Below are 14,022 nucleotides of genomic sequence, written 5' to 3'. Positions count from 1 at the left end.
AGAAAAGCAAAGCAGCGCAGCTGCCCGCGGCGAAGCCGCACCACTCAACAATGAGCGCAAGCTCGAGTGCCTTTGATCTACGGGCGACGTCGGAAGGCTGAGCGGAGGGATTGATCCGGGCGTGGGAGCGAAGCGACCGTACGACGCAGTCGGACACAGCGAGTGTAGGTGCAGCGAAGCAAGCCGGAGCCGCTGCGCCAAGATCGATCCCGTAGCGAAGGAACCCGAGCCTGCGAGGGCCGAACGCAGGAGCAAGCCTTTTCGGTTACCTTTTCGGCGTCTGGAAAAGGTGACTCGCCGTAAGGGCGAAACCGCCAGCCGCAGCACCAAAAAAAACGGATATCCCCCCAAAACCCCAGCGCATGGTCGGCCCAAAGGCCGCCAAGCCCCCCCCAAAAAAACCGGCAAATGTCAAAACCGCTCAGCCACCCGCTTATACGGATAATCCGGCTCCCGGTACTTGCCCGGCTTCTGCCGTTTCGGCAATTCGACCTTGTCACGCTCCACCTCTTCATAAGGGATGCGACTGAGCAGATCGGTAATGATGTTCAGCCGTGCGCGACGTTTGTCATTGGAGTCGGCCACCATCCACGGCGCCCGATCGGTATCGGTGTGCTTGAACATCTCGTCCCGCGCCCGTGAATAGTCGAACCAGCGGCTGTAGGATTTCAGATCCATCGGCGTCAGTTTCCAGATCTTGCGCCCGTCATTGATTCGCGCTTCGAGCCGGCGGGTCTGCTCTTCGGGGCTGACCTCTAGCCAGTACTTGAGCAGGATCACCCCCGAATCGACGATGGCGTTTTCCACCCACGGGATCGACTTGAGAAACTTGTCGGCCTGTTCCTCGGTGCAAAAACCCATGACCCGCTCGACACCGGCGCGGTTGTACCAACTGCGGTCGAAGATCACCACTTCACCGCCCGCCGGCAAGTGCGGCAGATAGCGCTGCACATGCATCTGGCTCTTCTCGCGATCGGTTGGCGCCGGCAGCGCGACAACGCGAAACACTCGTGGGCTCACGCGCTCGGTAATCGCTTTGATCGTGCCGCCCTTGCCGGCACCATCGCGGCCTTCAAAGACGATACACACCTTGACACCTTTGGCGATGACCCACTCCTGCAGCTTGACCAGCTCCACGTGCAGCTTGCGCAACTGGTCGAGGTAGTCCTTGTTTTTCAAGCGCGGGCGTTCAATGGCCTTTGCGGGTTTCTTCTTGTCTTTCGCCATGAATCGATCCTCGCGCTTCAACAGCGCAGTGAAATTGTTTATTGACCCTGAAGGCCTGATCCGTGAGGTTAGTCCACGCCCGGTTGTTTGCCATTGCCGGGGAAAAAAGCCGGATCATCATGTGTTTCCTGCGTTTGTTCTGACGTCGCACTGTTCATTGCCCGATCCCCTGTTTGCTGGAGTTTTTCGATGCCGTCGTCCAAATCACTGCCCACTGCCCTGCTCGGTCTGGCCCTGGCCTGTCCGGCAATGGCCGAGACCCAGGGTCTGGAGCTGGGGCAAGTGCTGATTTCGGCGGATGAGCGCAGCGGCACGGATGCAGCGGTCGAAGAGGCTCACGAACGCCTCGAACAGGTGCCCGGCGGCAGCAACGTGGTCGACATGCGCCAGCCGTTGCAGGGCCGCGTGGCCAGCAATCAGGACGTGCTGGCCTATCAGCCAGGGGTGTATGCGCAGTCGGCGGGCAACGAAGGCGTGAAGATTTCCATTCGCGGATCGGGGATCAACCGCGCACCCGGCGCCCACGCCTCGGGGCTGTATACGATGCTCGATGGCCTGCCGTTGACCGGCCCCGGCGGCACTCCGTATGAATTGCTCGAGCCGCTATGGGTCGACCATGTCGAAGTGCTGCGCGGCGCCAACGGCTTTGATCGCGGCGCGCTGGCGCTGGGCGGCGCTATCGATTACGTCAGCCACACCGGTTATACCGCGCCGAAACTGCAAGTGCGCTACGCCACCGGCAGCCATGGTTATCAGCAAAGACAGGTCAGCTCCGGGCAAGTGCTGGGGGATTTCGATTACTACGTGTCGCTGACCGGTGCCGACGCCGATGGCTATCAGGACCACACCGCCAGTGAAAGCAAAGGCCTGATCGCCAACTTCGGCTATCGCTTCAACCCGAACCTGGAAACCCGCTTCTACTTCCGCTACCGGGAAACCGACAACGACCTCGCCGGCCGCGTGACCAAACATTCCATCGAACACAGTCCTCGGGCAGCCAACCCGGCGTATGTGGCGCGCGACGACAGCCGCAAACAACCCGGCAGTACCTTCATCGGCAACAAGACCACGTTCTACCTCGACGACGATTCGAGCATCCAGACCGGCCTCGTCTACCACGACTACCCGATGGATTTGCGCGAAGGCCCGAACCGGCTGAAGGTGGCTTACACCGACGTCAGCGGCACCTTCGACTACAAGCGCCGCGACACCCTGTTCGGCCTGGAAAGCCGCAGCACTGTCGGGCTGCGCGTCACCAAGCACCTGCCCAACGATGGCGCCAGCGAGTTCGTGCGCATCCCGAGCGGCAACACCGCCAGCTATGCACCGGGCACGCGTATGCGCAACTTCACTTATCAGGGGTCGGACACCGTGCTGCATTTCGGTAACGACCTGGAAATCGCCGACGACCTCTGGCTGACCACCGGCCTCGCCGCCATCTACACCCGCCGCGAGAGCGCCGTGACCTACCCGCAGGGCGGCGGCAAAACCAGTCTCAACGACTGGGACTACGCACCGCGCATTGGCCTGCGCTACCAGATCACACCGGACGTGCAAGTGTTCGGCAACCTCAGCCGCTCCGTCGAAGCACCCCATCCGTGGTCATTGATCTACAGCTCCAACGTTCGCTTCCCTGCCGGCAACGGTGCCGCCACCGGCACCCAGCGCGACCCGATCGAACTGCAAAACCAGACTGCCACCACCCTGGAACTCGGCGGCCGTGGCGACAGCGCCTTCGGCGAATGGAGCCTTGCCTGGTACTACGCGCAAGTTCGTCACGAACTGCTCTCGGTACTGCCCGACGCCAACGCCGTCACGCCTTACGAACTCAACGCCAGCCCGACCGTGCACCAAGGCATCGAGGCCAGCCTCGACAGCAAACTCTGGACCGCCGCCGACGGGCGCCAGTTGAGCTTGCGCCAAGCCTACACGTTCAGCGATTTCCACTACCGCGACGATGAACGCTTCGACGACAACCGCCTGCCCGGTTTGCCGATGCACTACTACCAGGGAGAGCTGCGCTACGACTGGCCGCAAGGTTTCTTCGCGGCCGTGAACACGCAGCTGGTATCCAAAGTGGCCGTGGACTACGCCAACAGCTATTACGCCGACCCGTACGCCCTGTTCGGCGCCACGCTGGGCTACAACGCGCCGAAGGGTGACTGGCAAGGCTGGGTGGACATGCGCAACCTGACCGGCAAACGCTACGCAGCAACGGTCACCCCGGGGTATGACGACAAAGGGCTGGATGCCGCACGGTCGACACCGGGTGAAGGGATGGGGGTCTATGTTGGGGTTTCCTGGAGTTTGTTGTGAAGCCCAACCCAATTCCAATGTGGGAGCGAGCCTGCTCGCGAAAGCGGTGTATCAGTTTATGAATTATTCGCCTGACACGACGCCTTCGCGAGCAGGCTCGCTCCCACAGTTGGTTTTGTGGTGCTGGGTAGAGCAGCGCAACTTACTGCGCCGGCTCTGGTGTCTGAAAGTCTTTGGATCCGGTATCTTCAGACAAGCCCCATCGTGAATGCAGGTATATTCGTCGCGGCGGGATAATCATCGCATTCCATCGAAAATAACGGACTGATCTCATGGATACTTCGCAAGAAAACCCTCTGGAAACATCACTCCGACTGGCCGCCGACGAACCCGCGCATCGTCCAGAGTTCTATCGCACGCTCCTGGATTCCACCGTCTACATCCTCGGCACAGCGGGTGCTGCTCAAGGCCATGTCAATCTCGAAGCCGGCAGCAACATCAGCATCGCCCATTGGCAGAAGCCCGATGGCACGCCGGTCATTCCGTTCTTCTCCTCGCTGCCAACACTGCAACAATCCATCGACAGCGAGCAGAGCTACGTTGAGATCCCCGCCCGGTCACTGTTCGAAATCACCTTGGGCGCGTTGCTCTTCCTCAATCCCAAGTCGCCCTACGGCAAAGAGTTCGTCCCGGATGAAGTGCAACACCTGCTCTCGGGTGAAATCGGCCGTCCCGCCACGCAGCGCACGGTTGAGAAAGAAACCAATGTGTTGCTTGGACAACCTTCGGACTATCCATCGGCCATGGTTCACTCGCTGTCGCAACTGCTGGCCAAACATCCAAACGTGAAGCGCGCATTTCTGGCACTGATGCACGACGCCTCGATCGATGAAAAACCGCACCTGATCGTCGGCATCGAAGCAGATGGCGATATCGAGCGGGTCATGCGCGAAGCCGGCAACGTCGCTGGGGACACAGCGCCAGATGGCGGACCGGTTGATTTTTGTCGCGTGCTGACGGGAGAAGCCGGGCTGAGTGATTACTTCCTCAAGGAGACCAAACCGTTCTACGAACGCAAGTCACCGAGCAAGCTGCGTTCTTTTTTTGGCTTTGGTTGAATACGTTCTGACGAGATCGCAGTCGTCTGCATGTCGCTTGATCAGAGGGCGAGTGGTCGATTCTGATGAGCGCGCCCTTGGATTCTTTCAACCCGCCCTCATAACAATGCATATCCCCATCGTCTCCGAGAGGAAGGACACACCATGACCACTCAAACCGAAACTGCCATTCTCGCCGGCGGCTGCTTCTGGGGCATGCAGGACCTGTTGCGTCGCTACCCGGGCGTGCTGAAAACCCGCGTCGGTTATACCGGCGGCGATGTGCCGAATGCCACCTACCGTAACCACGGCAACCACGCCGAAGCAATCGAGATCGAGTTCGATCCCGCGGTGATCAGCTACCGGCAGATCCTCGAGTTCTTCTTCCAGATCCACGACCCGAGCACGCCGAACCGTCAGGGCAACGATCTTGGCCCGAGCTATCGCTCGGCGATCTACTACCTCAACGACGAGCAACGCGCCGTCGCCGAAGACACCGCTGCCGATGTCGACGCTTCGAAGCTATGGCCGGGCAAAGTGGTCACCGAGATCGAACCGGCCGGCCCCTTCTGGGAAGCGGAACCCGAGCACCAGGATTACCTGGAGCGGATTCCGAATGGCTACACCTGCCACTTCATCCGACCGAACTGGAAACTGCCGAAGCGCGCTTAAAGAAACGGGTGATGGCGGGGTTCAATGCGCCGCCACTACCGAAGCTCCGACAGCGCGCGGGCCCGACTTGAAACCGTGGGCCCGGGCACCCCAGGCAATGGCGAAGCCGATAGCGACCAGTGCCAGCATGGCCCACGGGAATGCGGCAACGCCCCAGCGATCGAGCAACACGCCGCCGACGACACCGCTGCCAGCGATCGCGCTGTTCCACGCCACCACGTTCAACGACAAGGCGACATCTGCTCCGTCGCCCGCCGCATCCGCCAGCGCGGTTTGCAGCAAAGTTGCCGCACCGCCAAAGGTCAAACCCCACACCGCCACGCCAACGTAGATCACCTCCGGCATACCCCCGCCAAAACCCAGCGCCACGCAGACGACGGCAAACGTCGCAAGGCTCAACAGGACCGTCGAACGCAGCAGCGGCTCGACCAGCTTCGCCGTCAGCCATATGCCCGCCAGCGCAGCAATGCCAAAGACCAACAAGACCAGATCAACACGATCGGCCATTCCTGCCGGCGCAATGAACGGCGCAATGTAGGTGTAGAGAATGTTGTGCGCGAGCATCCAGCTGATCACCACCGCAAGCACAGGGCGAACGCCCGGGGTGGTCAGGACGTTGCGCAGCGGCAGGCGTTGATGGGCCGGTTGCGGCGGGTAATCCGGCACTTTCACCAGCACCCAGACGATCAATAGCAGGGTCAGCACCGACATGAGGCCGAATGTGCTGCGCCAGCCGACCAGCCCGCCGAGCCACGTCCCCAGCGGCACGCCCAGCGACAGCGCAATCGGCGTACCGACCATTGCCAGTGCCAGTGCCTTGCCCTGCTGCTCGGGTTCGACCATGCGTCGCGCATAGCCGGCCAACAAACTCCACGCCAACCCCGCTGCGACCCCGGCGAAGAAGCGCGCGACCAGCGTTACGCCGTAGTGTGACGACAGCGCAGTGATCGAATTGAACACCAGGAAGCCGACAATCGTCAGCAGCAGCACATTGCGGCGCCGCCAGCCGCGGGTGGCGATGGTCATCGGGATCACCGCCAGTACCGACCCCAATGCGTATGCGGTCACCATTTGCCCTGCCATGGACGGCGAAATCGTTAAACCCTCGCTGATCAGCGGCAGCAGGCCGGCGGGCAGGGTTTCGGTGACGATACAGATGAAGCCTGTCATCGCCAGCGCCAGCAAGGCGCCGATGGGAAGGCGTTTTGGGGTGGCTGACAACGTTATTGATGGTGTCACGGGATGCTCCTTGAAAAGCCTTCGCTGATATAAGTACCGATCGATCTAGATCCTGAAGGTGCACAAGTAGCGTTGTCAACAATTTCTGTATCGACTAGTCTTTATATGAATTCAACGAGGAGCTTTGCCATGGCGAGAACCGGTCGCCCCCGTCAGTTTGATCGCGACGACGCTGTCGATCAGGCCATGCAGCTGTTCTGGCAACGCGGCTACGACGCGACATCGCTCGCCCAATTGAAGGCCGGACTTGGCGGAGGGATTTCAGCGCCGAGCTTCTACGCCGCGTTCGGTTCCAAGGAAGCCTTGTTCGATGAATGTGTGCAGCGTTATCTGACGACCTACGCGCAAGTCACCGAATGCCTGTGGGACGAAAGTCTGGCACCGCGCGACGCCATCGAGAGCGCGTTGCGCCAGTCGGCACGCATGCAGTGCGACGACGCGCATCCCAAGGGCTGCATGGTCACTTTGGGCGTCATGAGCGCACCAAGCCCGGAAAATGCCCACGTGGTGCGAGCCCTGACCCACTCACGCCACCGCACCCGCGCGGGAATTCAAGCCTGCGTCGAGCGCGCTGTGAATGCCGGTGAGCTGGCCAGCGACACAAATTCGGCGGCGATGGCGACGGTATTCGACAGTTTCCTGCAAGGCATATCCATACTCGCCAGAGACAACACCGCGCTGGAAAGCATCGATGCTGCCATTACTCGGATCATGCAAACCTGGGACATTGCCGCCACTCGCACCCCTCTCTGATCAAATCACAGATGCACCGGCACCGCTGCCGAGCCCGGCTCCGGCACGTCGACATTGACCTTCAGTGCTATCAGCAACGCGGCCAGCAACATCAGAATGCCGGCCGCGACAAACACACCATTGATGCCGCTGAAACTGAACACCGAACCGCCGGCGGCAGCGCCTGCGGCAATCGCCGACTGCACCGACGCGACGACCATGCCGCCTGCGCTTTCGGCCTGATCGGGTACCGAACGCGCCACCCAGTTCGACCACGCGACCGGCACACCACCAAAAGCCATCCCCCAGAGCGCCAGGAGCACCGCCTGCCCGGTGACTGAGGCCGGGAAGCCGACCAGCGCCAGAGCAGCAACGCCCACCAGCACCGGCATCAGCACCAGGGTTGCCCGTGGACTGCGCTGCAACAGCCACCCGGCGAACAGCGTGCCGGCAAAGTTCGCCACGCCGAAACCGAGCAGCATCAGTGCCAGCGTCTGCGGGCCGACGCCGGTGGTGCTTTCCAGAAATGGCCTGATGTAGGTGAACAACGCAAAGTGACCGGTGTGCACCAACACGCAGCCGAACATGCCGATGGCAATACCCGGTCGCAGCAAAACCTCCAGTACCGTGCGCAGGCGTGACGGACGGTGGGGCGCCAGACTCGGTAACGTGAACAGTTGAAAAACCAGTGTCACCACGCCCACCGCCGCCGCTGCGAAAAACGCACTGCGCCAGCCAAACTGCCCGCCGAGGTAACTGCCCAACGGCACCGCCACCACGGTACCCACAGCGATCCCGCTGAAGATGATCGACAGCGCGCGGGGCAGCAGCGCCGCCGGGACCAGGCGCATCGCCACGGCCGCCGCCATGCTCCAGAATCCGCCCAGGGCGATGCCCAAAAGGATTCGCATGATCAGCAACACTGCGAGGCTGGACGAGAATGCGACCAGCAGATTCGATGCGATCATCAGAGCCGAAAAACCGAGCAATACCAAGCGCCGATCAAGGCTGCGGGTCAATCCTGGCACCAGCAATCCGGCAAACAGCGCGACCACCGCTGTCACCGTCACAGCTTGTCCGGCCAACGCTTCGCTCACGCCGAGATCGAGCGCCATCGGCGTCAACAGGCTGGCCGGCAGATATTCCGCCGTGAGCAGACCGAACACCCCCATCGCGAGTGAAAACACCGCCATCCACGCAGGCACCAGCGGCTCCTCGTCAGCGTGCGCACCCACAGCGGATCGCCCGTCACATACACAATCATTCATCGCAAGACTCCCTCGGACATTTCAAAAGCGCAGTCTATGGGTGGCAATCCGGATGATCTATGATGCACAGTCTTGAACTTTTGATCGAAACCCCGAACATGAGCAGCACTGATCCCTTTTCACTGTCCTCGGACCTCATCACTGAGTTGCTGCGCAGCATGCGTCTGCGTGGCGTGCAATACCGGCGGATCCACGCCGGTCCGCCGTATGGCCTGGGTTTCAGCGACAAGTCCGGCCATGCGTATTTCCACTTCGTCGCCGCTGGTTCGACGGTGTTGCAGCTTGAGGACGGCAGTCTGTACGAATTGTCGGCGGGCAATGCGGTATTCATCGCCCACGGTGCTGCGCACCAGTTGCTGTCACACCCCGGCGCCGAGGTGCAGGACATTGCCAGCGCCGTTGCCGCGCCACTCGGCGACACGGTCTGTGCGGTTCAGGTCGGGCAGAGCACCGATTCGCCCGATAGCGCCCTGCTCTTCAGTGGTTGCATGGAATTCGAACTCGGCAGCCTGCAAGGCCTCGGTCGGCTGATGCCGGGACTGATGCTGATCGACGCAGGCGGCCAGCGCTATCCGGGCCTCATGCCGATCCTCGCGACCATGGAACGCGAAGTCAGCGCAGCGCGCATCGGCTTCGCCGGCATTCTCGCCCGCCTTGCCGACGTCGTGGCTGCGATGATCGTTCGCGGCTGGGTCGAATGCGCTTGCGGCAATGCCTCCGGTCTCGTCGCCGCACTGCGCGACCCACGTCTGGCCCAGGCCTTGCTGGCCTTGCACCAGCAACCGGGCCGCGACTGGAGCGTCGCCGAACTGGCAACGCTCTGCAACACCTCACGCTCAGTCTTCGCCGAACGCTTCCAGACCACCCTCGGCACCCCGCCGCTGCGCTACGCCACCGAACTGCGAATGCGCCTGGCCAGTCAGTGGCTGACGCTGGAAAGGCTGCCGATCGAAGAAGTGGCGCAACGCTTGGGCTACACCTCCCAGGCCGCGTTCAGTCGCGCGTTCAAGCGCATAACGGGAAACTCGCCGGGAGCGAGTCGGCGCCAGCGCGCAATACAAGAATCGCACTAAGAAGGCGGCGATGAATCCGAGCGCCCTCACCGCTGGATTTTGCCCAGCCCCGCGCTCACCCGCTCAGCAGCCTGTAAATCGCCGCGCGCCTCCAGTTCCTGCGCCACCTGACGCAACTGCTCGACCGTCAGTCCTACGTTCAGACTGATCTTCAGATGCGACTCCAGCTGCGATTCCACTCCAGCCATTGCCGCCAGTGCACCAACAGTCGCCAACTCCCGATCCGTCCATTCCAGGTTGTCGCGGGCGAAGATGTCGCCGAACAGATGCACTTTGAGGAACTGATCGATCGCCGGGGCGAATTCGAATAGCGGGCCGGACACTGGCGCGCCGACCAGACGGGTCTGATTGTCGGTGCCGAGCTCGGTGAGCGCATACCCCGACGGCACCGGACCGGGCTCGCGTCCTGGCACGTCGTCGATGCCCCGCGCAGCGCGTTCCTCCACGACTTTCATCAGCAGGGACAAGGCGTTGAGGCTGCGCGGGAAGCCGGCGTAGGCATACAGCTGCACCAGAATTTCCTTGGTTTCGCTGATGCTCAGACCAGCGTCGAGGCCGCGATTGAGCGCGTCGTGCAAACGTGGCATGTCGCCGATGGCCGTGTTGGCGGCAATCGGGGCGATCGCCAGTTGCTTAGGGGTCAAAGGCTGTTCTTTCATGATCAGTTTCTCCGGTGATCGGGAAGGATTGGCGCAAAGAGGATTCACGCAGGCAGCACTGGCGAGCACCGCGCAGCCGAGGGCCAGGGCTCGAAGAAGGCGCCGTTGATGCAGCGTATTCCGATTCATCAAGGACTCTCCTCACTCATCAGAAGTGAACGTCACCCGCACATCGCCGCGTCCCAAGGCCTCGGCGAGGCCCTGCGGCCGGTCGATGCGACCAAGACGCGAATAGCGGTAAGACGAATCGAAGGTTTTGTAGAAGACCACCAACGTATCGTCGCCATACAAAAGAAAATCGCCATTGTGGATGGTGCCCGGCCGGTACGGATGAGTGGGCAATGGCGGCTGCACGGTGGCGTATTTTTCATTGCTGTGCAGGTCGGTCATGTCCAGGCTCAGCGGCAAACGCGTGAGCAATTCCCGAGTGCTCGGGTTGTCATCCAGGGCAATGGCAAAGCGCTGTTTTCCGATAGTCATCCACATCGTAGTGTCCTGCGTAGAGGTAGTGGCAGACAGAGCAAAAGACATCCATGGCATCAGCACACATCCCATCCAGATTCCCGCGAAGATTTGCATGCCTCTGCTCCGTCCGCCTGAAAGCTACTTCAGGTTGCTCTTGAAGAACTGTGTCAGCTTGGCAAAAGGAATCAGGTCAACCCGGTCATACAGATCGACATGGCCGGCATTCGGCACGATCACCAGTTCTTTCGGCTGCCCAGCCAACCGGAACGCCTCTTCGCTGAATTCTCGGGAGTGTGCGTCGGCGCCGGCGATGAACAACATCGGGCGCGGCGAAATGCTCTGGATATCGACGAACGGATAGAAGTTCATGAACTTGGTGTTGCTGCTCAGCGTTGGCCGCGTGGTCTGTTGCGGGGTCGAGCTGGCCGGGGTGAATTCGCCGCGCGGGGTGCGGTAGAAGTCGAAGAATTCGCGCTGGATCGGGTGCGTGTCGGCCTTCAGTTCCAGCACCGTGCCGCCGGTATATTCGACTTTGCCGCCGGTAAACTCCGCGTAACGCTGTTCGGCCGCTTGCGCAATGATCTGCTTGCGCTGCCCCAGCGTTTGCGAGTGCTTGAGGCCGTCACGGTTGGCCGCGCCCATGTCGTACATGCTGACCGTGGCGATGGCCTTCATACGTGGATCGATTTTCGCAGCACTGATGACGAAACTGCCGCTGCCGCAGATGCCCAGCACGCCGATGCGCTCGCGGTCGATGAATGGCCGTGTGCCGAGGTAATCGACGGCGGCGCTGAAGTCTTCGGCATACATGTCCGGCAAGACAGCATTGCGCGGCGCGCCCTCGCTTTCGCCCCAGAACGACAGGTCCAGCGACAGGGTGACGAAGCCCTGCTCCGCCAGTTTCTGCGCATACAGATTGGAGCTCTGCTCTTTTACCGCGCCCATCGGATGGCCGACGATAATCGCTGCGCTGCGCGCTGCAGGATCCAGCCCTTTGGGCATGAACAGGTTGCCGACGACCGTGAGTTGATATTGGTTTTTGAAGCTGACCTTCTGCACGGTCACCTTATCGCTTTTAAAGAAATTATCGGCACCGTGGGACATGTCAGCTCCGAATGCAGTGAATGAACTCAGGAGAAACCCGAGCAGTACGAACAGTCGTTTCATGGGGGCGTCCTTGATCGAGAAACCAGGCGAGGCCGGGATGGAGATATTGTTGCGCAGGCTCGAGGCTTTGATTAGCTAATGAGTGCTTAATGCGGTTATAAACGCTGCTAATCAATCAACCCGAGCGCGCACCATGGCCAAACCCAACTTCAACGATCTGCTCGCCTTCGTCACCGTAGCCCGCTCCGGCAGTTTCACCCGCGCGGCGGTGCAACTGGGCGTGACGCAATCGGCGGTGAGCCAGGTAGTCTCGGCGCTCGAAGCACGTCTGAAGATTCGCCTGTTAACGCGCACCACACGCAGCGTGTCACTGACAGCGGCGGGTGAACGGCTGTTGCACACCGTCGGCCATCGTTTCGATGAAATCGAAGCCGAGCTCGACGCTCTCACCGAGTTGCGCGACAAGCCCGCCGGCACGGTGCGCATCACTTGCGGCGACAACATCATCAAGACCACCCTGCTACCGAAGCTGACACCGCTACTGCTGCAATACCCGGATATCAAAGTCGAATTCGACATCAATTATGGTTTCCGCGACATCGTCGCCGACCGCTTCGATGCAGGCGTGCGCTTCAGTGATACCGTCGCCCAGGACATGATTGCCGTGCCGATCGGACCGCCTCTGCGCATGGCCGTGGTCGCCTCGCCCGGCTACTTTGCCCGGCACCCGGCCCCGCAACACCCACGCGATCTGGCGGCGCATCGCTGCATCGACATCCGCTTTCCAACCTACGACGGTGTCGATGCCTGGGAATTCGAGCGTCAGGGCAAGAAGCTGAAAGTGCGGGTCGACGGCCAACTGGTGTTCAACTCGACTGTGCATATCGCCGACGCGGCTGTGAGCGGGTTGGGGGTTGCGTATCTGCCTGAAGACGAGTTCGGCGCGCATCTGGCTGAAGGCCGCTTGGTCAGAGTCCTGGAAGACTGGTGCGAACCCTTCGGCGGCTTTCACCTCTACTACCCCAGCCGCCGCCAACCGTCGCCGGCGTTTTCACTGGTGGTGGATGCGCTGCGCGTGATGAGAGACCCAGCCCCCTTGTAGGAGTGAGCCTGCTCGCGATAGCAATCTGTCAGTTGATGCAAAGTTGACTGACACTCCGCCTTCGCGAGCAGGCTCGCTCCTACATTGGGTTCGTGGTGGGTCAGCAATCAGGCGGCGTATGAAAAACCCTGTGGGAGCGAGCCTGCTCGCGATAGCAATCTGTCAGTTGATGCACCGTTGACTGACACTCCGCCTTCGCGAGCAGGCTCGCTCCCACATTGGGTTCGTGGTGGGTCAGCAATCAGGCGGTGCATGAAAAGCCCTGTAGGAGTGAGCCTGCTCGCGATAGCAGTCTGTCAGTTGATGCACAGTTGACTGACACTCCGCCTTCGCGAGCAGGCTCGCTCCTACATTGGGTTCGTGGTGGGTCAGCAATCAGGCGGCGTATGAAAAACCCTGTAGGAGTGAGCCTGCTCGCGAAGGCGTCAGATCAGGCAAATCATCTCTGCATGGCAACCCCGCGAAACCCTCACAACTTCGACACATCGCCGGTAGCCTCGGCAATGGTCGCCAACGTTTCCTCCATGCTGGCGATGTCCTCATGCAGCTTTTGAAACACCAGATCCAGCGATTCGGGGGCGTCGACGGTCTGATGGCCACGAAGCGACTCGACGCTACCGTTCTCCACATGCTGAAGAATGTCCACGCTTTCTCGCAGTGCCAACAACTGGTCAAAGATCGCGACAATCTGCGCCTGGCGCCGAGCGTTCATCATTACCACCCCAACCTGGCGCTGCCATCAGCAAACCATTCGCTCGCCAGCGGCAAACCCTGCGGTTTCCAGATCAGCGACCCCCATCCCAGACATGCAATGACCATACGCAGACTCAGCCTTTGGTTTTTCGCGGATCGGCAGCGCGCGGAAAGGTGCGCTCTTCCTGGATCGTGCCGTCCTCTTTGTGGATTTTCAGAGAGGCAGTTTTACCCTGCAGATAGTCACTGGCGATCTGGGTGATCTCGGCTTTGGTCTCAGCCGTTTTGGACGCACGCTGCGCGCCCTCTTTGACCAGTTCCCAATGCTGCTGGTTTTTGTTGATGTGGTAGTTATCCATTCCTTCACCTCTGACGTGAATGATCAAGACCGGTAATGGATTGACCTTGGCCGCGTAAGAGAGTTTGAAAGAA

General features: G+C 60.9%; 14 protein-coding genes. 6 read left to right on the top strand and 8 right to left on the bottom strand.

Annotated elements, in window-relative coordinates:
- Positions 1-411 precede the first annotated feature (411 nt).
- Positions 412-1,227: a polyphosphate kinase 2 gene (ppk2, locus tag LIS66_RS11860; RefSeq protein ID WP_227974348.1), complete on the bottom strand. Its 816-nt coding sequence runs from the start codon at positions 1,225-1,227 to the stop codon at positions 412-414.
- Between the two features lie 189 nt (positions 1,228-1,416).
- Between ppk2 and LIS66_RS11855 the strand changes: the two genes are divergently transcribed.
- From LIS66_RS11855 to msrA, 3 genes are all read left to right on the top strand, one after another.
- Entirely contained in the window at positions 1,417-3,543 is a 2,127-nt protein-coding gene (locus LIS66_RS11855; RefSeq protein WP_227974347.1) for a TonB-dependent receptor family protein, read from the top strand.
- 272 nt (positions 3,544-3,815) lie between these two features.
- Positions 3,816-4,601: an enhanced serine sensitivity protein SseB gene (gene sseB, locus LIS66_RS11850; protein ID WP_227974346.1), complete on the top strand. Its 786-nt coding sequence runs from the start codon at positions 3,816-3,818 to the stop codon at positions 4,599-4,601.
- 144 nt (positions 4,602-4,745) lie between these two features.
- On the top strand, positions 4,746-5,252 hold the full coding sequence (gene msrA, locus LIS66_RS11845; protein ID WP_042610277.1) for a peptide-methionine (S)-S-oxide reductase MsrA: 507 nt from the start codon (positions 4,746-4,748) through the stop codon (positions 5,250-5,252).
- A gap of 21 nt (positions 5,253-5,273) precedes the next feature.
- On the opposite strand, the gene LIS66_RS11840 is transcribed toward msrA, so the two are convergent.
- A complete protein-coding gene (locus LIS66_RS11840) occupies positions 5,274-6,491 on the bottom strand; it encodes an MFS transporter (RefSeq protein ID WP_227974345.1) in 1,218 nt (405 codons plus the stop codon).
- Between the two features lie 129 nt (positions 6,492-6,620).
- On the opposite strand from LIS66_RS11840, the gene LIS66_RS11835 reads away from it, so the two are divergent.
- On the top strand, positions 6,621-7,244 hold the full coding sequence (locus LIS66_RS11835; RefSeq protein WP_227974344.1) for a TetR/AcrR family transcriptional regulator: 624 nt from the start codon (positions 6,621-6,623) through the stop codon (positions 7,242-7,244).
- Between the two features lie 5 nt (positions 7,245-7,249).
- On the opposite strand, the gene LIS66_RS11830 is transcribed toward LIS66_RS11835, so the two are convergent.
- Positions 7,250-8,491: an MFS transporter gene (locus tag LIS66_RS11830; RefSeq protein ID WP_227974343.1), complete on the bottom strand. Its 1,242-nt coding sequence runs from the start codon at positions 8,489-8,491 to the stop codon at positions 7,250-7,252.
- Between the two features lie 62 nt (positions 8,492-8,553).
- Here LIS66_RS11830 and LIS66_RS11825 point away from each other — a divergent pair, with 62 nt between their 5' ends.
- Positions 8,554-9,564 carry an AraC family transcriptional regulator gene (locus LIS66_RS11825; RefSeq protein ID WP_083354322.1) on the top strand — a complete coding sequence of 337 codons (1,011 nt, stop codon included), beginning with the start codon at positions 8,554-8,556 and terminating at the stop codon, positions 9,562-9,564.
- A gap of 26 nt (positions 9,565-9,590) precedes the next feature.
- Here LIS66_RS11825 and LIS66_RS11820 read toward each other — a convergent pair whose 3' ends face one another.
- From LIS66_RS11820 to LIS66_RS11810, 3 genes are all read right to left on the bottom strand, one after another.
- Positions 9,591-10,352, bottom strand: a complete 762-nt coding sequence (locus tag LIS66_RS11820; protein WP_416220752.1) for a carboxymuconolactone decarboxylase family protein — start codon at positions 10,350-10,352, stop codon at positions 9,591-9,593.
- A gap of 12 nt (positions 10,353-10,364) precedes the next feature.
- Complete coding sequence (locus LIS66_RS11815; RefSeq protein WP_227974341.1) at positions 10,365-10,703, bottom strand: cyclophilin-like fold protein; 339 nt, start codon at positions 10,701-10,703, stop codon at positions 10,365-10,367.
- Between the two features lie 123 nt (positions 10,704-10,826).
- On the bottom strand, positions 10,827-11,855 hold the full coding sequence (locus LIS66_RS11810; protein ID WP_227974340.1) for an alpha/beta hydrolase: 1,029 nt from the start codon (positions 11,853-11,855) through the stop codon (positions 10,827-10,829).
- A 133-nt stretch (positions 11,856-11,988) separates the two neighbouring features.
- Between LIS66_RS11810 and LIS66_RS11805 the strand changes: the two genes are divergently transcribed.
- Entirely contained in the window at positions 11,989-12,897 is a 909-nt protein-coding gene (locus tag LIS66_RS11805) for a LysR family transcriptional regulator (RefSeq protein ID WP_227974339.1), read from the top strand.
- A 469-nt stretch (positions 12,898-13,366) separates the two neighbouring features.
- Here LIS66_RS11805 and LIS66_RS11800 read toward each other — a convergent pair whose 3' ends face one another.
- Complete coding sequence (locus LIS66_RS11800) at positions 13,367-13,612, bottom strand: hypothetical protein (RefSeq protein WP_052512501.1); 246 nt, start codon at positions 13,610-13,612, stop codon at positions 13,367-13,369.
- Between the two features lie 112 nt (positions 13,613-13,724).
- Positions 13,725-13,949 carry a DUF2188 domain-containing protein gene (locus LIS66_RS11795; RefSeq protein ID WP_042610270.1) on the bottom strand — a complete coding sequence of 75 codons (225 nt, stop codon included), beginning with the start codon at positions 13,947-13,949 and terminating at the stop codon, positions 13,725-13,727.
- Positions 13,950-14,022: the final 73 nt, after the last annotated feature.

This window comes from Pseudomonas sp. HN2, from assembly GCF_020736465.1.
Taxonomy (GTDB): domain Bacteria; phylum Pseudomonadota; class Gammaproteobacteria; order Pseudomonadales; family Pseudomonadaceae; genus Aquipseudomonas; species Aquipseudomonas moraviensis_A.
The sequence above is the reverse complement of the archived record's forward strand: the minus strand, read 5'-3'. Positions and strand labels throughout refer to the sequence as shown.

What these genes read in the sequence shown, in the direction of transcription:
- ppk2 (WP_227974348.1), bottom strand. Translation starts at nt 1,227, where the DNA reads ATGGCGAAAGACAAGAAGAAACCCGCAAAGGCCATTGAACGCCCGCGC.
- LIS66_RS11855 (WP_227974347.1), top strand. Translation starts at nt 1,417, where the DNA reads ATGCCGTCGTCCAAATCACTGCCCACTGCCCTGCTCGGTCTGGCCCTG.
- sseB (WP_227974346.1), top strand. Translation starts at nt 3,816, where the DNA reads ATGGATACTTCGCAAGAAAACCCTCTGGAAACATCACTCCGACTGGCC.
- msrA (WP_042610277.1), top strand. Translation starts at nt 4,746, where the DNA reads ATGACCACTCAAACCGAAACTGCCATTCTCGCCGGCGGCTGCTTCTGG.
- LIS66_RS11835 (WP_227974344.1), top strand. Translation starts at nt 6,621, where the DNA reads ATGGCGAGAACCGGTCGCCCCCGTCAGTTTGATCGCGACGACGCTGTC.
- LIS66_RS11830 (WP_227974343.1), bottom strand. Translation starts at nt 8,491, where the DNA reads ATGAATGATTGTGTATGTGACGGGCGATCCGCTGTGGGTGCGCACGCT.
- LIS66_RS11825 (WP_083354322.1), top strand. Translation starts at nt 8,554, where the DNA reads ATGCACAGTCTTGAACTTTTGATCGAAACCCCGAACATGAGCAGCACT.
- LIS66_RS11820 (WP_416220752.1), bottom strand. Translation starts at nt 10,352, where the DNA reads ATGAATCGGAATACGCTGCATCAACGGCGCCTTCTTCGAGCCCTGGCC.
- LIS66_RS11815 (WP_227974341.1), bottom strand. Translation starts at nt 10,703, where the DNA reads ATGACTATCGGAAAACAGCGCTTTGCCATTGCCCTGGATGACAACCCG.
- LIS66_RS11810 (WP_227974340.1), bottom strand. Translation starts at nt 11,855, where the DNA reads ATGAAACGACTGTTCGTACTGCTCGGGTTTCTCCTGAGTTCATTCACT.
- LIS66_RS11805 (WP_227974339.1), top strand. Translation starts at nt 11,989, where the DNA reads ATGGCCAAACCCAACTTCAACGATCTGCTCGCCTTCGTCACCGTAGCC.
- LIS66_RS11800 (WP_052512501.1), bottom strand. Translation starts at nt 13,612, where the DNA reads ATGATGAACGCTCGGCGCCAGGCGCAGATTGTCGCGATCTTTGACCAG.
- LIS66_RS11795 (WP_042610270.1), bottom strand. Translation starts at nt 13,949, where the DNA reads ATGGATAACTACCACATCAACAAAAACCAGCAGCATTGGGAACTGGTC.